The organism is Burkholderia sp. BC1 (assembly GCF_052683555.1).
This window is the reverse complement of sequence record NZ_JBQYLP010000001.1, coordinates 90,720-109,554: the sequence shown is the minus strand read 5'-3', so window position 1 is coordinate 109,554 and position 18,835 is coordinate 90,720. Positions and strand designations below refer to the sequence as shown.

At 67.5% G+C, this 18,835-nt stretch carries 19 protein-coding genes; 12 read left to right on the top strand and 7 right to left on the bottom strand.

Going from position 1 to position 18,835, the window contains the following annotated elements:
* The first annotated feature begins 103 nt into the window (after positions 1-103).
* From ACSHSS_RS00550 to ACSHSS_RS00525, 6 genes are all read left to right on the top strand, one after another.
* Positions 104-1,114, top strand: a complete 1,011-nt coding sequence (locus ACSHSS_RS00550) for an ABC transporter permease subunit (protein WP_039220472.1) — start codon at positions 104-106, stop codon at positions 1,112-1,114.
* 3 nt (positions 1,115-1,117) lie between these two features.
* Positions 1,118-2,035, top strand: coding sequence for an ABC transporter permease subunit (locus ACSHSS_RS00545; protein ID WP_212161299.1), 918 nt, complete (start codon positions 1,118-1,120; stop codon positions 2,033-2,035).
* A 1-nt stretch (position 2,036) separates the two neighbouring features.
* Entirely contained in the window at positions 2,037-3,035 is a 999-nt protein-coding gene (locus ACSHSS_RS00540) for an ABC transporter ATP-binding protein (protein WP_006402733.1), read from the top strand.
* Positions 3,032-4,048 (top strand): peptide ABC transporter ATP-binding protein, encoded by a 1,017-nt coding sequence (locus ACSHSS_RS00535; RefSeq protein WP_212161304.1) that lies wholly within the window; start codon positions 3,032-3,034, stop codon positions 4,046-4,048. Before ACSHSS_RS00540 ends, ACSHSS_RS00535 begins: the two co-directional genes overlap by 4 nt.
* Positions 4,041-5,189: a TraB/GumN family protein gene (locus ACSHSS_RS00530; RefSeq protein ID WP_212161308.1), complete on the top strand. Its 1,149-nt coding sequence runs from the start codon at positions 4,041-4,043 to the stop codon at positions 5,187-5,189. Before ACSHSS_RS00535 ends, ACSHSS_RS00530 begins: the two co-directional genes overlap by 8 nt.
* Before the next feature lie 318 nt (positions 5,190-5,507).
* Positions 5,508-5,858: a hypothetical protein gene (locus ACSHSS_RS00525; RefSeq protein ID WP_146121467.1), complete on the top strand. Its 351-nt coding sequence runs from the start codon at positions 5,508-5,510 to the stop codon at positions 5,856-5,858.
* Positions 5,859-5,939: 81 nt separating this feature from the next.
* Here ACSHSS_RS00525 and ACSHSS_RS00520 read toward each other — a convergent pair whose 3' ends face one another.
* Entirely contained in the window at positions 5,940-6,248 is a 309-nt protein-coding gene (locus tag ACSHSS_RS00520; RefSeq protein ID WP_196798269.1) for a hypothetical protein, read from the bottom strand.
* Between the two features lie 668 nt (positions 6,249-6,916).
* Between ACSHSS_RS00520 and ACSHSS_RS00515 the strand changes: the two genes are divergently transcribed.
* Entirely contained in the window at positions 6,917-7,183 is a 267-nt protein-coding gene (locus ACSHSS_RS00515) for a hypothetical protein (protein WP_059783997.1), read from the top strand.
* An 82-nt stretch (positions 7,184-7,265) separates the two neighbouring features.
* Here ACSHSS_RS00515 and ACSHSS_RS00510 read toward each other — a convergent pair whose 3' ends face one another.
* From ACSHSS_RS00510 to pxpB, 4 genes are all read right to left on the bottom strand, one after another.
* Entirely contained in the window at positions 7,266-7,982 is a 717-nt protein-coding gene (locus tag ACSHSS_RS00510; protein ID WP_212161315.1) for a response regulator transcription factor, read from the bottom strand.
* 486 nt (positions 7,983-8,468) lie between these two features.
* The gene (gene pxpA, locus ACSHSS_RS00505) at positions 8,469-9,233 is read right to left on the bottom strand and encodes a 5-oxoprolinase subunit PxpA (protein ID WP_035952672.1); all 765 of its coding nucleotides are present in this window, start codon (positions 9,231-9,233) and stop codon (positions 8,469-8,471) included.
* Between the two features lie 60 nt (positions 9,234-9,293).
* Positions 9,294-10,361, bottom strand: a complete 1,068-nt coding sequence (locus ACSHSS_RS00500) for a 5-oxoprolinase subunit C family protein (protein WP_006402742.1) — start codon at positions 10,359-10,361, stop codon at positions 9,294-9,296.
* A complete protein-coding gene (gene pxpB / locus ACSHSS_RS00495) occupies positions 10,358-11,014 on the bottom strand; it encodes a 5-oxoprolinase subunit PxpB (protein ID WP_006402743.1) in 657 nt (218 codons plus the stop codon). Before pxpB ends, ACSHSS_RS00500 begins: the two co-directional genes overlap by 4 nt.
* A 148-nt stretch (positions 11,015-11,162) precedes the next feature.
* On the opposite strand from pxpB, the gene ACSHSS_RS00490 reads away from it, so the two are divergent.
* Entirely contained in the window at positions 11,163-11,675 is a 513-nt protein-coding gene (locus ACSHSS_RS00490) for a winged helix DNA-binding protein (protein WP_006408041.1), read from the top strand.
* Between the two features lie 59 nt (positions 11,676-11,734).
* Here ACSHSS_RS00490 and ACSHSS_RS00485 read toward each other — a convergent pair whose 3' ends face one another.
* Positions 11,735-12,343, bottom strand: coding sequence for a 5-formyltetrahydrofolate cyclo-ligase (locus ACSHSS_RS00485; RefSeq protein ID WP_212161320.1), 609 nt, complete (start codon positions 12,341-12,343; stop codon positions 11,735-11,737).
* Between the two features lie 8 nt (positions 12,344-12,351).
* Between ACSHSS_RS00485 and ACSHSS_RS00480 the strand changes: the two genes are divergently transcribed.
* From ACSHSS_RS00480 to ACSHSS_RS00465, 4 genes are read left to right on the top strand one after another with little or no spacing between them, the layout of a single operon-like run.
* On the top strand, positions 12,352-14,304 hold the full coding sequence (locus tag ACSHSS_RS00480; protein ID WP_212161323.1) for a lytic transglycosylase domain-containing protein: 1,953 nt from the start codon (positions 12,352-12,354) through the stop codon (positions 14,302-14,304).
* 57 nt (positions 14,305-14,361) lie between these two features.
* Entirely contained in the window at positions 14,362-15,321 is a 960-nt protein-coding gene (locus tag ACSHSS_RS00475; protein ID WP_060183596.1) for a complex I NDUFA9 subunit family protein, read from the top strand.
* 59 nt (positions 15,322-15,380) lie between these two features.
* Complete coding sequence (locus ACSHSS_RS00470; RefSeq protein ID WP_006402748.1) at positions 15,381-16,028, top strand: glutathione S-transferase family protein; 648 nt, start codon at positions 15,381-15,383, stop codon at positions 16,026-16,028.
* Positions 16,025-17,266: a multifunctional CCA addition/repair protein gene (locus ACSHSS_RS00465; RefSeq protein WP_006402749.1), complete on the top strand. Its 1,242-nt coding sequence runs from the start codon at positions 16,025-16,027 to the stop codon at positions 17,264-17,266. Before ACSHSS_RS00470 ends, ACSHSS_RS00465 begins: the two co-directional genes overlap by 4 nt.
* Before the next feature lie 275 nt (positions 17,267-17,541).
* Here ACSHSS_RS00465 and ACSHSS_RS00460 read toward each other — a convergent pair whose 3' ends face one another.
* On the bottom strand, positions 17,542-18,375 hold the full coding sequence (locus ACSHSS_RS00460; protein ID WP_212160289.1) for a helix-turn-helix domain-containing protein: 834 nt from the start codon (positions 18,373-18,375) through the stop codon (positions 17,542-17,544).
* Positions 18,376-18,835 lie beyond the last annotated feature (460 nt).

Here is an 18,835-nt window from a genome sequence, read left to right as displayed (position 1 = left end):
CGTAAGCTGTCACGAAGACCGAGACCTACCCATCCGGCGGCGGGGGGCCACGAGCTCCCCGTCGCCGGTCGCACATTTCCCACAAGAAAAGACGAGACGCATCATGCTCCGATTCGTGTTGCGCCGCGTGGGCATGGTGATTCCGACCTTCATCGGCATCACCATCCTCGCGTTCGCGCTGATTCACCTGATACCGGGCGACCCCATCGAAGTGATGATGGGCGAGCGCGGCGTCGACCCCGCGATGCACGCGGAGGCGATGAAACGCCTCGGGCTCGACCAGCCGCTGCCCGTGCAATATTTCCACTACATCGGCCGGGCGCTGCACGGCGACCTCGGCACGTCGATCGTCACGAACACGAGCGTCGCCGGCGAGTTCTTCGCGCGCTTTCCGGCGACCGTCGAACTGTCGCTGTGCGCGCTCGTGTTCGCGCTCGTCGTCGGGCTGCCGGCCGGCGTGATCGCCGCGCTGCGGCGCGGCTCGATCGTCGATCACGGCGTGATGGGCACCGCGCTGACCGGCTATTCGATGCCGATCTTCTGGTGGGGCTTGATCCTCATCATGGTGTTTTCGTCGTATCTCGGCTGGACGCCCGTGTCGGGCCGCATCGCGGTCGAATACGACTTCCCGCATCCGACCGGCTTCATGCTGATCGACGCGCTGCTCGCGCCGGACGAAGGGTCGTTCAAGTCGGCGCTCAGCCACCTGATCCTGCCCGCGATCGTGCTCGGCACGATTCCGCTCGCGGTGATCGCGCGGATGACGCGCTCGTCGATGCTCGAAGTGCTGCGCGAGGACTACATCCGCACCGCGCGCGCGAAGGGGCTGTCGCCCGCGCGCGTGGTCGTCGTGCATGCGCTGCGCAATGCGCTGATTCCGGTCGTCACCGTGATCGGCCTGCAGATCGGCACGCTGCTTGCGGGCGCGGTGCTGACCGAGACGCTGTTTTCGTGGCCCGGCGTCGGCAAGTGGCTGATCGATGCGATCGGCCGTCGCGACTATCCGGTCGTCCAGGGCGGCATTCTGCTGATCGCGACGCTCGTGATCGTCGTGAACCTGATCGTCGACCTGCTGTACGGCGTGCTGAATCCGCGCATCCGCCACACGAGGTAATCCATGAGCAATCTGCAAAACACCCTGCCGAGCGAATCCGCGCCGGCCGGCGGCCGTGCGCTCGCGCTGCGCGAGTTCTGGGCCAACTTCTCGCGCAACCGCGGCGCCGTCGGCGCCGGCATCGTCGTGCTGGTGCTGATCGCGGTCGCGATTTTCGCGCCGCTGATCGCGCCGCACAGCCCGGTCGAGCAATACCGCGACTACGTGAAGATTCCGCCGGCGTGGCTCGACGGCGGCAACCGCCAGTTCATCCTCGGCACCGACGAAGCGGGCCGCGACATTCTTTCGCGCCTGATGTTCGGCGCGCGCATGTCGTTCTCGATCGGCTTCGTGTCGGTCGTGCTCGCGCTGATCCCCGGCATCGTGCTCGGCCTCGTCGCCGCGTTTTTCCAGAAGTGGGCCGACACGGCCGTGATGCGCATCATGGACGTGCTGCTCGCGCTGCCCTCGTTGCTGCTCGCGGTCGCGGTCGTCGCGATCATCGGGCCGGGGCTTACGAACACGATGTTCGCGATCGCGATCGTCGCGCTGCCCGCCTACGTGCGTCTGACGCGCGCATCCGCGCTCGGCGAGCTGCAGAAGGAATACGTGACCGCCTCGCGCGTGGCCGGCGCCGGCACGCTGCGCCTGATGTTCTCGCAGGTGCTGCCGAACTGCACGGCGCCGCTGATCGTGCAGGCGACGCTCGGTTTCTCGTCGGCGATTCTCGATGCGGCCGCGCTCGGCTTCCTCGGTCTCGGCGTGCAGCCGCCGACCGCCGAGTGGGGCGCGATGCTCGCCTCCGCGCGCGACTACATCGACAACGCCTGGTGGATCGTCACGATGCCAGGCCTGTCGATCCTGATCTCGGTGCTCGCGATCAACCTGCTCGGCGACGGGCTGCGCGACGCGCTCGATCCCAAACTGAAACGGATGGCGTGACATGACTTCGAATCTACTGACCATCCGCAATCTCGCGGTGAACTTCAACGGCCTGCCCGCGGTCGACCGGATCAACCTGTCGATCGCGCCGGGCGAGGTGGTGGGCGTCGTCGGCGAATCGGGCTCCGGCAAGAGCGTGACGATGATGGCGCTGATGGGGCTGATCGATGCGCCGGGCAAGGTCACGGCCGACGAGATCACGTTCGACGGCGTGGATCTGCTGAAGGCGTCGCCGAAGGTGCGGCGCAGGATCGTCGGCAAGGACGTCGCGATGGTGTTCCAGGACGCGCTGACGAGCCTGAACCCGAGCTATACGGTCGGCTACCAGATCAAGGAGGTGCTGAAGCTGCACGAAGGGCTGCGCGGCGACGCGCTGCACCGGCGCGCGCTCGAGCTGCTCGACCAGGTCGGGATTCCCGACGCGAAGAACCGGATCGGCGCGTTTCCGCACCAGATGTCGGGCGGGATGAACCAGCGCGTGATGATCGCGATGGCCGTCGCATGCAACCCGAAGCTCCTGATCGCCGACGAGCCGACGACCGCGCTCGACGTGACGATCCAGGCGCAGATCATGGACCTGCTCGTCAAGCTGCAGAAGGAGCGCGGGATGGCGCTCGTGCTGATCTCGCACGACCTCGCCGTGGTGTCGGAGGTCGCGCAGCGCGTCGCCGTGATGTACGCGGGCGAGATCATCGAGACCAACCGCGTGCCCGATATCTTCCGCGCGCCGCATCATCCGTACACCGAAGCGCTGCTCGCGGCGATTCCCGAGCACAATAAGGGGGCGCGTCGCCTTGCCGCATTGCCGGGCATGGTGCCGGGCCGCGATGATCGCCCGTCCGGGTGCCTGTTCGCGCCGCGCTGCAAGTACGTCGTCGACGACTGTCGCAAGGCGCGCCCGGCGCTCGATACGCTGGTGCCCGGCAACGATGCGATGCGCGCGCGCTGCATCAAGCCGCTGAACCTGTCCCATGTCGACCTGAACGGAGGCGCACGATGAATGCTGTCAACGAAACGCGCCGCGTCGAGCACGACGAGGACGACGTGCTGGTGGCCGACCAGCTCGCGAAGCACTACACGGTGCGGCGCGGGATGTTCGGGCAGGGCACGGTGAAGGCGCTGAACGGCGTGTCGTTCGCGCTGAAGCGCGGCCGCACGCTCGCGGTGGTCGGCGAGTCGGGCTGCGGGAAATCGACGCTCGCGCGCCAGCTGACGATGATCGAGACGCCGACGTCCGGCCGTCTCTCGATCGACGGCCGGAACGTGGCCGGCGCGAGCCGCGACACGATCGCCGAGCTGCGCCGCCGCGTGCAGATGGTGTTCCAGAATCCGTTCGCGTCGCTGAATCCGCGCAAGACCGTCGAGCAGACGCTCGCCGAGCCGCTCGAGATCAACACGAAGCTGACCGCGATCGAACGCGCGCAGCGCATCGCGCAGATCATGCGCACGGTCGGGCTGCGGCCCGAGCACGCGAAGCGCTATCCGCACATGTTCTCCGGCGGGCAGCGCCAGCGTGTCGCGATCGCGCGCGCGATGATCCTCGAGCCGCGGATCGTGGTCGCGGACGAGCCGGTGTCCGCGCTCGACGTGTCGATCCAGGCGCAGATCCTGAACCTGTTCATGGATCTGCAGGAGCAGTTCAAGACGAGCTACGTGTTCATCTCGCACAACCTCGCGGTGGTCGAGCACGTCGCCGACGACGTGATGGTGATGTACTTCGGCAGCGTCGCCGAGCTCGGCGACAAGGCGACGATCTACGCACGGCCGCGCCATCCGTATACGCGCGCGCTGATGTCGGCGACGCCGGCGATCTTCGAGGAAGACCGCCGCGTGCAGATCAAGCTGCAGGGCGAGCTGCCGTCGCCGCTCAATCCGCCGTCGGGCTGCGCGTTTCACCAGCGCTGCCCGTATGCGATCGAGCGGTGCCGTGTCGAGGAACCGCAGCTGCGCGACGTCGACGGACGCCGCGTGGCCTGCCATCGCGCCGAGGAGGTGGGGGAGGCGAATGCCTGAACGGTTGGCGGCGCGCGCGTCGAGCGCGCGCCGTTCGGGAGCGCGCAGCGCGCGCATGCTGCGCGCCTGCCGCAGCGCGCGGCGCTGGAGCGTGCGCACCGTGACGGGCGCGGCGCTGGCCGGTGCATGCCTCGCGGCCGGCATCGGCGTGCCGGTCGAGGTGGCGCGAGCCGAAGGGCGAGCGCCCGCCACGTCGCCGATCCATCCGTCTCAGGTGCCGCCGCCCGGCGTGAGCCTGCCGGGCTTTCACGTGCCGCCGTCCGAGTCGAACGGCACGGTCGCGCGCGGCGCGGTGCGCGTGCAGCCCGCGCGCATGCCGTTCTACGTCGCGACCAAGGGCCGCGTCACGCTCTACGTGCTCGGCACGCTGCATACGGGCGACCCGTCCGACTATCCGAGCGCGCAGCCGTTCCGGCCGCGCATCCTCGCCGCGCTCGCCGCGTCGCCGACGCTCGCGCTCGAGCTGTCGCCCGACGATCTGCTCGAATCGCAGGACGACGTCTCGAAGTACGGCGTCTGCCGTTATGCGTGCCTGCCGCGGCTGCTGCCCGAGCCGCTGTGGCAGCGGCTCGCGGCGCGTCTGCACGGCAATCCGGCCGCGCTCGCGGAAATCCGCAAGATGCGGCCGTGGCTCGCGTCGCTCGTCGTCGAGACCTACGATTCGCTGTCGGCCGGCCTGCAGACCGAGTACGGCACCGAGGCGCAATTACAGAACGTATTCCTCAAGAAGAAGGGCGGCCGCGTGATCGGGCTCGAGACGCTGGCCGAGCAGATGCGCGCGTTCACCGGCCTGACGCTCGCCGAGCAGCGCGAAATGCTCGCGCAGGACATGGTGCAGACGCCCGCGCAGAACGCCGACGACGTGAAGACGCTGCACCGACTGTGGCGAATTGGCGACGCCGATGCGATCGCCGCCTGGGCCGTCGCGAAGAGCGAACGGCTGGCGCGATCGAAGGCATTGTCGGCGTCGATCGACAACAGGATCCTGTACGAGCGCAATCGGCGCTTCGTTGCACGGATGACGGCAATCGCGGCGCCGAACCGCCCGCTGTTCGTCGCGATCGGCGCGCTGCACCTGGGTGGCCCGCGCGGCGTGCTCGAATTGTTGCGTCAACAAGGTTACAGCGTCGACGCGAACTGACGGCGCGCGATGCGCCGCTTCGATCCATCCCCGTTTGATTGCCTGCGCATCGACGGCACGCGACGTGTGCGGCGCGTGGCGCACCGATCAGGAAAACCCTCGATTCGTCGGAAAATAGCGTTTAAAACGATTGACATCCGGTTCGGCCAATCTCTATTCTTCGCATCACAAGTTGAAAAAATGAAAAGAACAGATAAGTACAGGTAAGTTCTACGGGGTAGCAAAAAAAAGCGCGGGGTGAGCGCAGCCGGCACGTCGTCAGCGTGCCGGCCACGGCGTGGCTGCATGCACGGCGGGGCCATCATCGTCGGATAACAAATGCATGCGGACCGACTTGCGAAAAGCAGCGTTCCGTCGTCCGACCGGGGAATGCAGTATCGGGCGGCGGCGGACGTTTTTTCATCCGGAGCAGCTTTCCGGTCGCTGCCGACAGACGGTTTGGTGGACGTATCGACAGACGGCGAAGCCGCGGCGAATGCGTCGACAGAAAAGCGCTACGAGGGCGCTTTTTTCTTTTGTGCGGCCGATGCGCGTCGTCGCCGCTTCTTCGAGCAGCCGGCGCGATCGACGCGTTTTATCGATCGGTCGGCGATTTCAATGTCTGGTCGACCGTGTGGCGCATCGTTGGATTGGCCGGAAGGCCGCGTCAAGCGGATAAGGCGGCACTGAAATGGCAGCGGGCCCGAAACAGGTCATGCGTGCGGTGCAACTTCGAAAGCCCGCCGTCGGCATCTGAAGCTCAGCGACAGATCATCCCGTTGCTTTTTGTCGATTGGCAGGCGGCTGAAGCCCGCCGTGCAGTCCACCGCCGACAACCCCGATGATCATGCCCTGGATGCCCATCATTCCGATCGGCTGCCCCGTGGCGGCTCCCGCGAGCGCACCACCGATTCCTCCAGCGACGGATTGCTGCAAGCCGCCCAGTACCATGCCGCCCCAATTCCATGCGCCCGAAACAGCAGCGCATTCTTCCGCCGTGAGCGTTCTCGGACCGGTGAGTGCCGTCGGCCCTGCGGAATTGCCGGCTTGGCATGAAGCGTGATTGAAGTTTGAAATCATGACGATCGACCTATTGATTTGTAGTAAGCGAACAGCAGGCTCTCCGCAATAACGGCAAGCGATATGAGAGCCACCGATAACGTCGTGGTGATGTGAAAGTCTGTCAGTTTTTCAATGGATGAGTATGCTCCCATGTAGATGAGAAAAATAATCGCGGCCTTTGTCGGTATCAGTATGAGATTTTTCGGTATGAATGGCTTCATTGGTTGTGATCGAAATGAATGCGATGCTGTTGGGTGTGTGCCCGTTTAGGGATGAATTTATCACTGCGCCTGATGAGTGAAAATGTGCAATTTCTCACGCTTTTTGATGTTTCAGATGGCTGCGCGCACTGCGTGGGTGGCTTGGAAGGAGCGAAATCTGCGGTCGTCCATCGGCGGGGGCAGGCGATACGGCGCGCCCGCATAACACGCGTCGAGCGTATGACAGATCCGAGCGCGTCAGCAAAAAGGAGCTTACTCGGGCACCTTCGAAGCACGCCAATACCATGAGAAATTCCATATTCCCGATCGAGATTCGAAGTGCTAGGTTATTCGTCGATGCGCACGCAGGTAACTTTCTTGCTCAAAGCTGGAATTGCATCTTGCGGTAATTGGCAGCCGTAAATCGACGGTGGATGCGCGTACGGCATCCACCGCTCTCGATTACTCATTTTTTTACATCGCTCAATGAAATTTCGATCCGTAATTCAGGCAGCAGCGAAATTTGCAGAACACGGCATCTTCATGGCTCCGCTTGCTCCGCGCTTTGGCGGTGGATGGTCGGGCATTCTGGTTGGCGGCGCAGTCAGGGCGCTCATCTTCGCCGCGGGATACGCACTTCTCCTTTACATGCTGAACAGCTGGTCGCTCTTCAAATGGAGCGCCGGGGCACTCTGTTTCCTCTTGTATGCCTGCTTGCAGGAAACGATCACGTGCCGCAGCGCGGGCCGCTAAACTGCGTCGCGGCAGTGAAGAGCGTGGCGCCGACGTTGCGTATCGCCCGTCGCAATTCGACCGCGCCGACCGGCCGCATCAATTACGTTCGATCGCGAGGACCTGCGAGCGGATAGACGGTTGCCGGTCTAGCCATCGGCTCTCGCGCCAAGTCGCGCTCCTTCCCGCTGTCGTCACGTGCATCGATCAGTCCCAACGCAATTGCACGCGTAATGACGTGAGTACGATTCCGGGCGCCCAAAACGCGCATCGCGCTTGCAATGTGATTGTCGACCGTGCCGAGCGCCAGATTCAGCATCGTCGCGACTTCCTTGGTCGAGTGCCCGGAACAAACCAGTGACAGCATGTCGCGCTGACGACGCGTCAAACGCATACCGGAGCCGGCATCGGCTGCGATGTCGGGAAACGCAGAGCGGCCGTCGAGCACCGACTGCAGCGCGTCGGAGAAAGCACCGAGCGGCGCGCCCTTGGCAAGGTACGCAATCATGCCCAGACGCTTCGCCTCATCGATCCACGGCCGCCGAAGGGCCGCCGTCACGATCGCACATCGATCGGCGACGCCTGATGCGTGAAACTGCCGCGCGAACGGCAGCCCGCCTCCGGGCACATCGAGATCCAGAAAAATCCGGAACCAGCCGGACATGCGGCGAAAAACATCTAGCGCACCGCTCGCACTGTGGCAAACCGTCACATCAATCCGGTCGTTCAGGTCGGTCAACGCACGGCCAATCGCATTCGCGACGATCGGGTGCGCGTCGACAACGAGGACCGGCAAGCGCTCGCAGCTTCCTCTCGTCATTGTTCACTCCTGTAAGTGAACCGGGGCAGGACGTAGACAGTGCCACCGAGAGCGCCTCGAAACAATCGTATACCGTCCATTGCGCCGAACCCTGAGGCGCGGTGCAGACTCCGTACGCGGTGCCGGTTCGACTTCGCAACGGGCGCCCCGGGGTGGCGGACGGATCGCGCCCGCATACCGGGCAAGCAAGGAAAGAGCGCGGCACGTCAGGACGCTCGCGAGGACCGCAATCAATCAGAGCGCGTCCACCGCCAAAAGAAAAAGCGCCCGCGCGGCGCTTTTCGGGTGGCACCATCGCCGCGGCTTCGCCGTCTATCGATGCGTGTCCTGAAACCGTCCGGCCGATGGCGGCCGGAAACGTACTGCGGGCGAAAAAGATCCGCCGCCGCCCGAGGACTGCCTTTGCCCGGTCGGGCGACGGAACCTCGCTCGTCCGCGCGAGAAACACCGCGCACGGAGCAAGGCGCCGCCTGGCGGCGACAGGACTTACGTCTCTTCACCCGCCTGCAACACCGCCGGCGCAACCACTTCGACACCGGCCTTTTCCAGCGCCTCCCGAATCCTTCTCGCGAACGCGAGCGCATGCGGTCCGTCGCCGTGCAGGCAGACTGTCTGCGCATTGAGCGGCACCCATTCGCCGCTCACCGCACGCACTTGCCGGTCGCGCACCATGTCGAGCGTCCGCGCGAGCACCGCGTCTTCGTCGTCGATCAGCGCACCGGGCTCGCTGCGCGGGACGAGCGACCCGTCGGCGCGATAGCCGCGATCGGCGAAGACCTCTTCGACGGCCGCGAGCCCCGCTTGCCGCGCGGCGGCCACGAACACGCTGTTCGCAAGCCCGAACACCGCGAGCGACGGATCGAAATCGTGGATCGCCGACACGACCGCATCCGCGATCATCGGATCGCGCGCCGCCTGGTTGTACAGCGCGCCGTGCGGCTTCACGTGCGCGATGCGTCCGCCTTCCGCCTGCGCGATCGCCGACAGCGCACCGAGCTGATACAGCACGCCCGCATAGATGTCGCCGGCCGGCAGCTGCATTTCCTTGCGCCCGAAATTCTCCGGATCGTGAAAGCTCGGATGCGCGCCGATCGCCACGCCTTTCTGCACGGCCCAGCGCACGCAGTCGCGCATCGCATTGGCGCCGCCGGCATGCCAGCCGCATGCGATGTTTGCCGACGTGACGAGGTCGAGCAGCGCCTCGTCCGATCCGCATCCTTCGCCGAGATCGGCATTCAGGTCGATTTCCATGATGTTCCTCATCCACTCATTGCGCGGCGCGCCCGGAACGCCGTCGCGTTCCGGACGTCGTCACGCGGCGCGCGACTGCGCGCGGCGGCGCGCCTCCTCGCGCATCTCGATCGCGACGTCGATCTGACGCAGGTAGGCGCGTTCCGCGATCAACGCGGCGCGCGCGGCCTCGGGCGTCGTGCGCACGAAGCGGATCGGCAGGTTCAGCCGCGCCTGCGCGAGCTTCCACAGATCGGCGCGGATCACCGTGCCGATCTTCGGATAGCCGCCGGTGGTCTGCGCGTCGTGCATCAGCACGATCGGCTGGCCGTTCGGCGGCACCTGGATCGTGCCGGGCAGCACCGCGTGCGACAGCAGTTCGGCCGGCCGCTCGCGCACGAGTTCGACACCCGCGAGGCGATAGCCCATCCGGTTGCTGTTCGCGGTAACGAGCCACTCCTCGTCCCAGAACGCCTGCTGCGAATCGGCCGCGAACGACGCGAAGTCGGGGCCCGGCAGCACGCGCACGGGCATCGCCCACGGCGCATGCGCGGGCCGATGGCGGCGCGGCGGCTCGTCGACGCGCACGAACGCGCACCAGGCCGGCGCCTTCACGCCGAACTCCGGGGCATCGGGCGCGAGGCAGCCGATGCCGGCCGGCGGCACGCCGACCGGCAGGCGATCGCCGTCGCGCAGCGCGCGACCGCCGAGGCCGCCGAAATGCGAGGCGAGATCGGTGCTGCGCGAGCCGAGCACGGGCAGCACGTCGATGCCGCCGGCGATGCACAGATAGCCGCGCATCCCGCGCTTGGCGGCCGGCAGCACGAGCGTCTGTCCGGCTTCGACGGGCAGGCTCCACCACGAATACACGGGCTTGCCGTCGAGCGTCGCGCCGAACTCGGTGCCGGTGATCGCGATGCGCGCCGCGCGCGTGAAGCGGAACGCGGCGGGACCGATCGTGATTTCGACGGCGGCCGCGTCCGGACGGTTGCCGACGAGCCGGTTGCCGACTTCGAGCGCGAGCCCGTCGAGTGCGCCGCCGAGCGCGACGCCGAGATGGCGCGCGCCGCGCCGGCCGAGATCCTGCACGCTCGACAGCGGGCCGGCGCGCATCACTTCGATGTTGCCCGGTGCGTGGTTCTGGCTCATCGTGCGTCGACTCCGGCAATGACGAAGCGCACGCGATCGCCGGGCAGCAAGAGCGTCGGCGGCTGCCGCGTCGGATCGAAGAGCGCGAGCGACGTGCGGCCGATCAGTTGCCAGCCGCCGGGCGACGTGGCCGGATAGATGCCCGTCTGCGCGCCGCCGATGCCGACCGAGCCGGCCGGCACCTCGAGGCGCGGCACGGTGCGGCGCGGCACGTGCAGCGCCGCTTCGAGACCGCCGAGATACGCGAAGCCCGGCTGGAAGCCGATGAAGAACACCACGTATTCGCCGGCCGCATGGCGTTCGACGACCTCGTCGGCCGACAGCCCGGTGTGCGCGGCGACGGCCGCCAGGTCCGGACCGGCCGCACCGCCGTACTCGACCGGAATCTCGACCTCGCGCCCGTCCGCGTGCTCGACGTCGGCCGTCTGCCAGGCGTCGTGCAGCAGCGGCGTCAGCGATTCGGCGCTCGCGGCGAGCGCGTCGAACACGATCGTCAGGTTGTTCATGCCGGGCACGACATCGACGACGTCGGGCCACGTGCGCGCATGCGCGGCAACGGCCCAGACGCGGCGCTGGCAGTCGAGCGTGGCGGGCGGCGGCACTTCGCAGACGAGTGCGGTGTCGCCAAGCGGATAGATGCGAGGTTGCGTCATCGGACTGGCACGGTTCGGACGGCAATGTTAACGTACATTCTCGATAAAATATCGATAAGTTACCAATAAGCGTTTTTGCCTAGCGTGTGCGCCAGACCTTCTGGCGTACACTCGGCACACCCTGACAACCCGCTTGCGCCGCCTCTCCATGAAGCGTCATCCGACCAAGATCGTCTCGTCCGAACATCTCGTCTCCGACTCGAGCGCCGAACTGTCGGAGCTCGAATACGGGCTGATCATGGCCGGCAACGCATTCAACCGATGGATGGTGCGTTGCATGTCGGCGGCGGGCGCGAAGGACATGACGGCGGTCGAAGTATCGCTGCTCCATCACGTCAGCCATCGCGAACGCAAGAAGAAGCTCGCCGACATCTGCTTCGTGCTCAATATCGAGGATACGCACGTCGCGACCTATGCGCTGAAAAAACTGATCGCGCGCGGCTACGTGCAAAGCGAGAAAAGCGGCAAGGAAGTGTTCTTCTCCGCGACCGACGCGGGACGCGACTTGTGTCTGAAGTATCGCGAGGTGCGCGAGCACTGTCTGATCGAGACGCTGAAGGACAGCGGCCTCACGAACGAACAGATCGGCGACGCGGCGCAACTGCTGCGCCACGCGTCGGGGCTCTACGACACGGCCGCGCGCGCGGCCGCATCGCTGTAAACAACGATTGCACGCCTCGGCGCGACGGCGGCATGCGTGCGGCACGCCGCCGTGTGCCCTCATTCGGCGGACGGATAGAGCTGCGCGTCCGTCACGATCCAGTCCATCGCGAGATCGTGCGCTTCGGCCGGCAGCGCGTCGACGCGGCATGCGTCGTACGCGATGCCGACCGTGACCGGCAGCGACGCGCCCGGCCACGCGGCGAGCGTGCGATCGTAATAGCCGCCGCCGTAGCCGAGCCGGTAGCGCTGCAGATCGAAGCCGACGCACGGAATCATCAGCAGGTCCGGCACGACGACGACACCGGACGCAGGCTCCGGAATGCGGTGATGGCCTTCGCGCATCGGCGTGTGCGCATCCCATGCGTGAAACGCGAGCGGCGTGTGGCGCTCGCCGATCACGGGCAACGCGGCGCGGCGTCCGCTGCCTGCCGCGCACCACGCGAGCACCGCATCGCGCGCATCGAATTCGCCGGGCAGCGGCCAGTAGAAGCCGACCGTCACGGGCGCGAGCCGCTCGAGCAACGCACGCAATCGCGCCTCGAGCGAAGCGTTCGCGGCGGGGCGCGACGCGGCGTCGCGACGCGCGCCGGACAGCGTTTTGCGAAGCGCAACCTTCGGGTTCGGCACAGGGTTGCGTGCTATGCTTTCGCTCAATTCGTGCTCCATTCAAAACGATGTCGAACAGCCTTTTCCGAGTATATCGTGCGGTCGCGCTCGCGCTGTCGGCCGCCACGCTCGTCGCGGGCACGGCCGCCTGTGCCGCCCCGAACGACGACACGCTGGCCGGGGACGACCAGATCTTCGTGCAGCTTCGCGAAGCGGCGCGCCGCAACGACGCAGCGAAGGCTGCGCAACTCGCCGCGATGATTCCGAACTATCCGGTGTCGTCGTACGTCGAGTATTTCCAGATCAAGCCGCAGCTGTTCGACTCGACGGGCCGCGCGCGCGTCGATGCGCCGGACGCGCCCGTGGCGTCGTTCCTGCAGCGCTACGACGGGCAGGCGATCGCCGATCGCATGCGCAACGATTATCTGCTCGTGCTCGGTGCGCGCCACGACTGGCGCAATTTCGACGAGCAGTACAAGCGCTTCGTGCTCGACGACGACACGCAGGTCAAGTGCTACGCGCTCGAGTCGCGCGCGGCGCGCGGCGAGAACGTCGCCGATGCGGCGCGCGCGCTGCTCGTCGAGCCGAAGTATTACGGCGACGCGTGCGTCGATCTCATCACCGCGCTCGCGGTCAATCAGCAGTTCACGAGCGACGACGTGTGGCAGCAGGCGCGCTTCGCGTACGAGCAGAACTACACGTCGCTCGGCGGCAAGATCGTCGACGCGCTCGGCGCACGCCCGGTCGGCTTCGATCAGGCGACGAGCGCGCCGCCGCTGTACCTCGCGCGCGGCGTCGGCGCCGACGCGGCCTCGCATCAGCTCGCGCTGATCGCGCTCGGACGGATGGCGCGCAACGATCCGGATTCGGCGGCCGCGATGCTGACGTCGATCGCGCCGTCGCTGACGAAGCAGGAGCAGGCGATCGCGTGGGGCGCGATCGGCTATCAGGGCGCGCTGAAGCGCTCGCCGCTCGCGTCGGTCTGGTATGCGAAGTCCGCGAACGCGCCGCTGTCGAATTCCGGCTACGAATGGCGCACGCGCGCGGCGCTGCTCGCCGGCAACTGGCCGATGGTGCGCTGGTCGATCGAGCAGATGCCGCCGTCGCTGCGCGAAGATCCGGCGTGGATCTACTGGCATGCGCGCGCGCTGAAGCAAAGCGGCGACACGCTGCAGGCGAATCAGGAATTCGAGCAGGTCGCGGGCCAGTTCAACTTCTACGGGCAGCTCGCCGGCGAGGAGCTCGGTCAGCGTACGACGATTCCGCCGCGCACGCGCGTCAGCGACGCGGAGATCGACGCAATGAGCAAGGTGCCGGGCTTCGCGCTCGCGCAGCGCTTCTATTCGCTGAACCTGCGGCTCGAAGGCAATCGCGAATGGAACTGGCCGCTGCGCGGCATGACCGACCGTCAGTTGCTCGCAGCCGCCGAATACGGCAAGCGCGTCGGGCTGCTCGACCGCACGGTCAACACGGCCGATCGTACGAAGGCCGAGCACGATTTCACGCTGCGCTATCCGTCGCCGTATCGCGACATCGTCGAGCGCTACGCGCAATCGACCGGCCTCGACATCGAATGGGCGTACGGGCTGATCCGCCAGGAATCGCGTTTCATCACGAGCGCGCGTTCGTCGGCGGGCGCCGGCGGCCTGATGCAGCTGATGCCGGCCACGGCGCAACTCGTCGCGAAGAAGCTCGGCATGGGCACGATCACGCGCGCGCAGATGCACGACATCGATACCAATATCCAGCTCGGCACCTGGTATCTGGCCGACATCTACAACAACTTCGACAGCTCGCCGGTGCTCGCGACGGCCGGCTACAACGCGGGCCCCGGCCGCCCGCGCCAGTGGCGGCAGGTATTGACGCAGCCCGTCGAAGGCGCGATCTTCGCGGAAACGATCCCGTTCAACGAGACGCGCGACTACGTGAAGAACGTGTTGTCGAACACCGTGTATTACGCGGCGTTGTTCGAAGGCAAACCGCAGTCGTTGAAGAAACGGCTGGGCATGATCTCGCCCTGATCCGCAACCTTCACACTGCCGCGCACGACGCGGCAGTGTCCTTTTGAGGTTCCGACCATGGATGGCCAGACCGTCGCGCTGCTGGGCGGCACCGGCTTTATCGGCAGCCGGCTCGTCGCAGCGCTGATCGATGCCGGCAAGCACGTCCGGATCGGCACGCGCCGTCGCGAGCACGCGCGCCATCTGTCGATGCTGCCGGTCGACATCGTCGAGCTCGAGACGTTCGACACGCGTTCGCTCGCACGCTTCGTCGCCGGCGCGCAGGCGGCCGTCAATCTGGTCGGCGTGCTGCACGGCGGCCGCGGCACGCCGTACGGCGCCGGCTTCGAGCGCGCGCACGTCGCGCTGCCGGCCGCGCTCGCGCGCGCGTGCGTCGAAGCCGGTGTGCGGCGCGTGCTGCACATGAGCGCGCTCGGCGCCGATTCGCACGGGCCGAGCATGTATCAGCGCTCGAAAGGCGACGGCGAGGCCGCGCTGCACGCGATCGCCGCGACCGAGCCGCTCGCGGTGACGATCTTTCGTCCGTCGGTCGTGTTCGGGCCCGGCGATGCGTTTCTCAATACGTTCGCGCGGCTGCAGCGCATCGCGCCGGTGCTGCCGCTCGCGATGCCCGACGCGCGCTTTCAGCCGGTATTCGTCGGCGACGTCGTGCGCGCGTTCGTCAACACGCTCGAGCTGAGCGCCGCGCACGGGCGCACGTACGAACTGGGCGGCCCGACCGTCTACACGCTCGAGCAGCTGGTGCGCTACTGCGGCACGCTGGTCGGCCGGCAGGCACGCATCGTGCGGCTGCCCGACGCGCTCGCGCAGCTGCAGGCGCGCGTGTTCGAGTGTCTGCCCGGCGAGCCCGTGATCACGCGCGACAATCTCGCGTCGATGTCGGTGCCGAACGTGCTGTCGGGGCCGCTCGCGCCGGAACTCGGCATCGTGCCCGCGAGTCTCGAAAGCATCGCGCCGGCCTATCTCGGCGACGCCGCGCAGCGCTCGCGATTCGAAGCGTTCCGCTCGCGCCGCTAGCGCGGCGTCGGCGGCGCGCCCATCCCCGTTTTCACTTTCGCGCTTTTCGGAAGACCATCATGAAACTCGTCATTGGTGACAAGAACTACTCGTCGTGGTCGATGCGGCCGTGGCTGCTGCTCACGCATTTCGGCATTCCGTTCGAGGAGATCGCGATCGAGCTGCGGCGCGACGATACGGCCGCGCGCATCCGCGAATATTCGCCGTCCGGCAAGCTGCCGTGCCTGATCGACGATCACGGCGTCGCGATCTGGGAATCGCTCGCGATCGCCGAGACGCTCGCCGAGCGCTTTCCGCAGTACCCGATGTGGCCGGCCGATCCGGCGCGGCGCGCGCATGCGCGCAGCATCTCGGCCGAGATGCACGCGGGCTTCGCGGCGCTGCGCACGCAGATGGGGATGAACGTGCGTGCGTCGATGCCGGGCCGCGGCGCGACGCCCGAAGCGCTCGCCGACGTCGCGCGGATCGACGCGCTGTGGAGCGAATGCATCGCGGCCTCGGGCGGCCCGTTCCTGTTCGGCGAATTCGGCATCGCCGACGCGATGTACGCGCCCGTCGTGATGCGCTTCAACACGTACGCGCCGACGCTCTCACCGGAGGCGGCCGGCTATGCGGCACGCATCACCGCGCTGCCGGCGGTCCGGCAGTGGATCGACGCCGCGCGGCGCGAGACGAACGTGATTGCCGAATACGAGCCGACGCGATGAACATCTATGCCGTGGGCGGTGCGATCCGCGACGAACTGCTCGGCGTGCCGGTGCAGGACCGCGACTACGTGGTCGTCGGCGCGACGCCCGAGCAGATGATCGCGCAGGGCTTCCGGCCGGTCGGCAAGGACTTCCCGGTGTTCCTGCATCCGGACACGCACGAGGAATACGCGCTTGCGCGCACGGAGCGCAAGACGGCGGCCGGCTATCACGGCTTCCAGTTCCACTACGCACCCGACGTGACGCTCGACGAGGATCTCGCGCGCCGCGATCTGACGATCAACGCGATGGCGCGCGAGGTGAGCCCGGACGGCACGCTGATCGGCCCGGTCATCGATCCGTTCGACGGGCAGCGCGATTTGCGCGCGCGCGTGTTCCGGCACGTGAGCGACGCGTTCGTCGAGGACCCGGTGCGGATTCTGCGGCTCGCGCGCTTTGCCGCGCGTTTTGCCGACTTCACGGTGGCCGACGATACGCTCGCGCTGATGCGCCGGATGGTCGACGCGGGCGAAGTCGACGCGCTCGTGCCCGAGCGCGTATGGCAGGAGCTCGCGCGCGGGCTCATGGAAGCGAAGCCGTCGCGGATGTTCGCGGTGCTGCGCGACTGCGGCGCGCTCGCGCGGATCCTGCCGGAAGTCGACGGACTGTGGGGCGTGCCGCAGCGCGCCGACTATCACCCGGAAGTCGACACGGGCGTACACGTGATGATGGTCGTCGACTACGCGGCGAAGCAGCGCTATTCGCTGCCGGTGCGCTTCGCGGCGCTCACGCACGATCTCGGCAAGGCCACGACGCCCGACGACGTGCTGCCGCGTCACACCGGTCACGAAGGCCGCAGCGTCGATCTGCTGAAACCGCTGTGCGAGCGGCTGCGCGTGCCGAACGAATGCCGCGACCTCGCGCTCGTCGTCGCGCGCGAGCACGGCAACCTGCATCGCGTGATGGAGATGGGCGCGGCGGCGCTCGTGCGGTTCTTCGAACGCACCGACGCGCTGCGCAAGCCGGCGCGCTTCGCGGAGATGCTGCAGGCATGCGAGGCGGACGCGCGCGGCCGGCTCGGGCTCGAAGCGCAGCCGTATCCGCAGGCCGAGCGCTTGCGTGTCGCGCTCGCGGCCGCGCGCAGTGTCGACGCGGGCGCGATTGCGCGCGCGACCGGCAGCGATTCGGCGAAGATCAAGGACGCCGTGCATCGCGCACGGATCGAGGCGGTTGCGCACGCGCTCGAGATCGGCGAGTAACGGCGGGGGACGGCGGGACGTCGTATGCGGTGCGGGCCACGGTGTGCGCCCGCGCGCAGGCAGGCTCGGCGGTCGGTGTAGGCGGCGGGCGACGGGACGGCGTATGCGGTGCGGGCCGCGGTGTGCGCCCGCGCGCCGGCAGGCTCGGCGGTCGGTGTAGGCGGCGGACGACGGGACGGCGTATGCGATGCGGGCCACGGTGTGCGCCCGAGCGCCGGCAGGGTCGGCGGTCGACGTAGGCGGCGGGCAGGTTGCGCCGCTGCCGGGGCAACGCTTTAGGGCTTCGCGCGCGCCGCGCGTTTGCGCGGAGCGGGTGCGCTCGCCGTGCGGCGACCGACGCGCGCGGGCGATTCGCTCTCGGATGCCGCCGCGCCGCCATCGGCGGGCTTGGATGCCGATTGCGCGGCGGGCTTGGCGGCGCGCTTCGTCGCGACCGCCGCACGGCGGCGCGGCGCTGCATCGCGTGTGCGCGTGTCCGCATGCCGCGCGTCGGCCTGCGCTTCACCCGTGCGCTGCGCGACGTCCATCGTCGCCGAGACGAATGTCGCGCGGCTGTCGTCGAACAGCGGCAGCGTGCCGACCGCGATCACTTCCGCCGGCCCGTCGCCGACGTTCGCGACACGGTGCCGCTTGCGCGCATCGAAGTGCAGCGAATCGCCCGGCGACAGCGGGTAGTCCTTCTTGCCGATCGTGTAGCAGATGCGGCCGCTCAGCACGTACACGAACTCGTCGCCGCCGTGCGCGACCCATTCGGAGCGGTAGCCTTCCATCATCCGGACCTTCAGCGCATTGAGCTGGCTGCCGTCGAACGTCGTCGACAGCCGTTCGTACCATTGCGACGTGCGGTCGACCGCGTACGACTCGCGCCGGCCCGCGTGCGAATCGGGCTGCGCCTGGCGCGGCTGGTCGATCAGCGCGCCGAGCGGCACGTTCAGCGCCTTCGCGACGTTGACGAGCGACGAAATGGAGATGCCCGTCAGATGGCGTTCGACCTGGGACAGGAATCCGACCGACAGCTTCGCTTCGGTCGCGACTTCCAGCAGCGTCTTCTTCGCTTCCCGGCGCAGGCGGCGAATGCGCTGGCCGATACGCATGATGTCTGAATCCATGAATCTCTTTCGTGGCAGCGAGCCGGAAGGCGGGGACGGACGGCGCCGGCGGCCCGGATGCGGTTTTCCGCGAATCGCACGCGGCACGGCCGTTTCAGGCGGCGATGCCGGCGCATTGTACCGCGCGGCATCGTTCGGCCGCGTCGGCGCGGCGGGCCTCGCGCGTGCGTCGCGGAATTTTAGTGCCACCAAAATTTAAGCTTGACCTCAATTCCGCGCTGCTCTAGATTCTGTCGCGCGCGCGCCGAAATTTTAGTGTGACGAAAATTCTCGCACGGCCGGCAAGGCCGGATCGTCGCGCATCCGCGCGTCGGCGGCCGGCGCTGCGGCACACCGCGCGGGCGCGGGCGCGAGCCAGGCCGCGCGGCCGATGCCTTTGCTGCATGCGCAACGCCCGGCCGCCAGCCAGCCAGCCAGCCAGCCGGTTTCGCCGCATGCGAGCACAACGCGCACGCCGCAG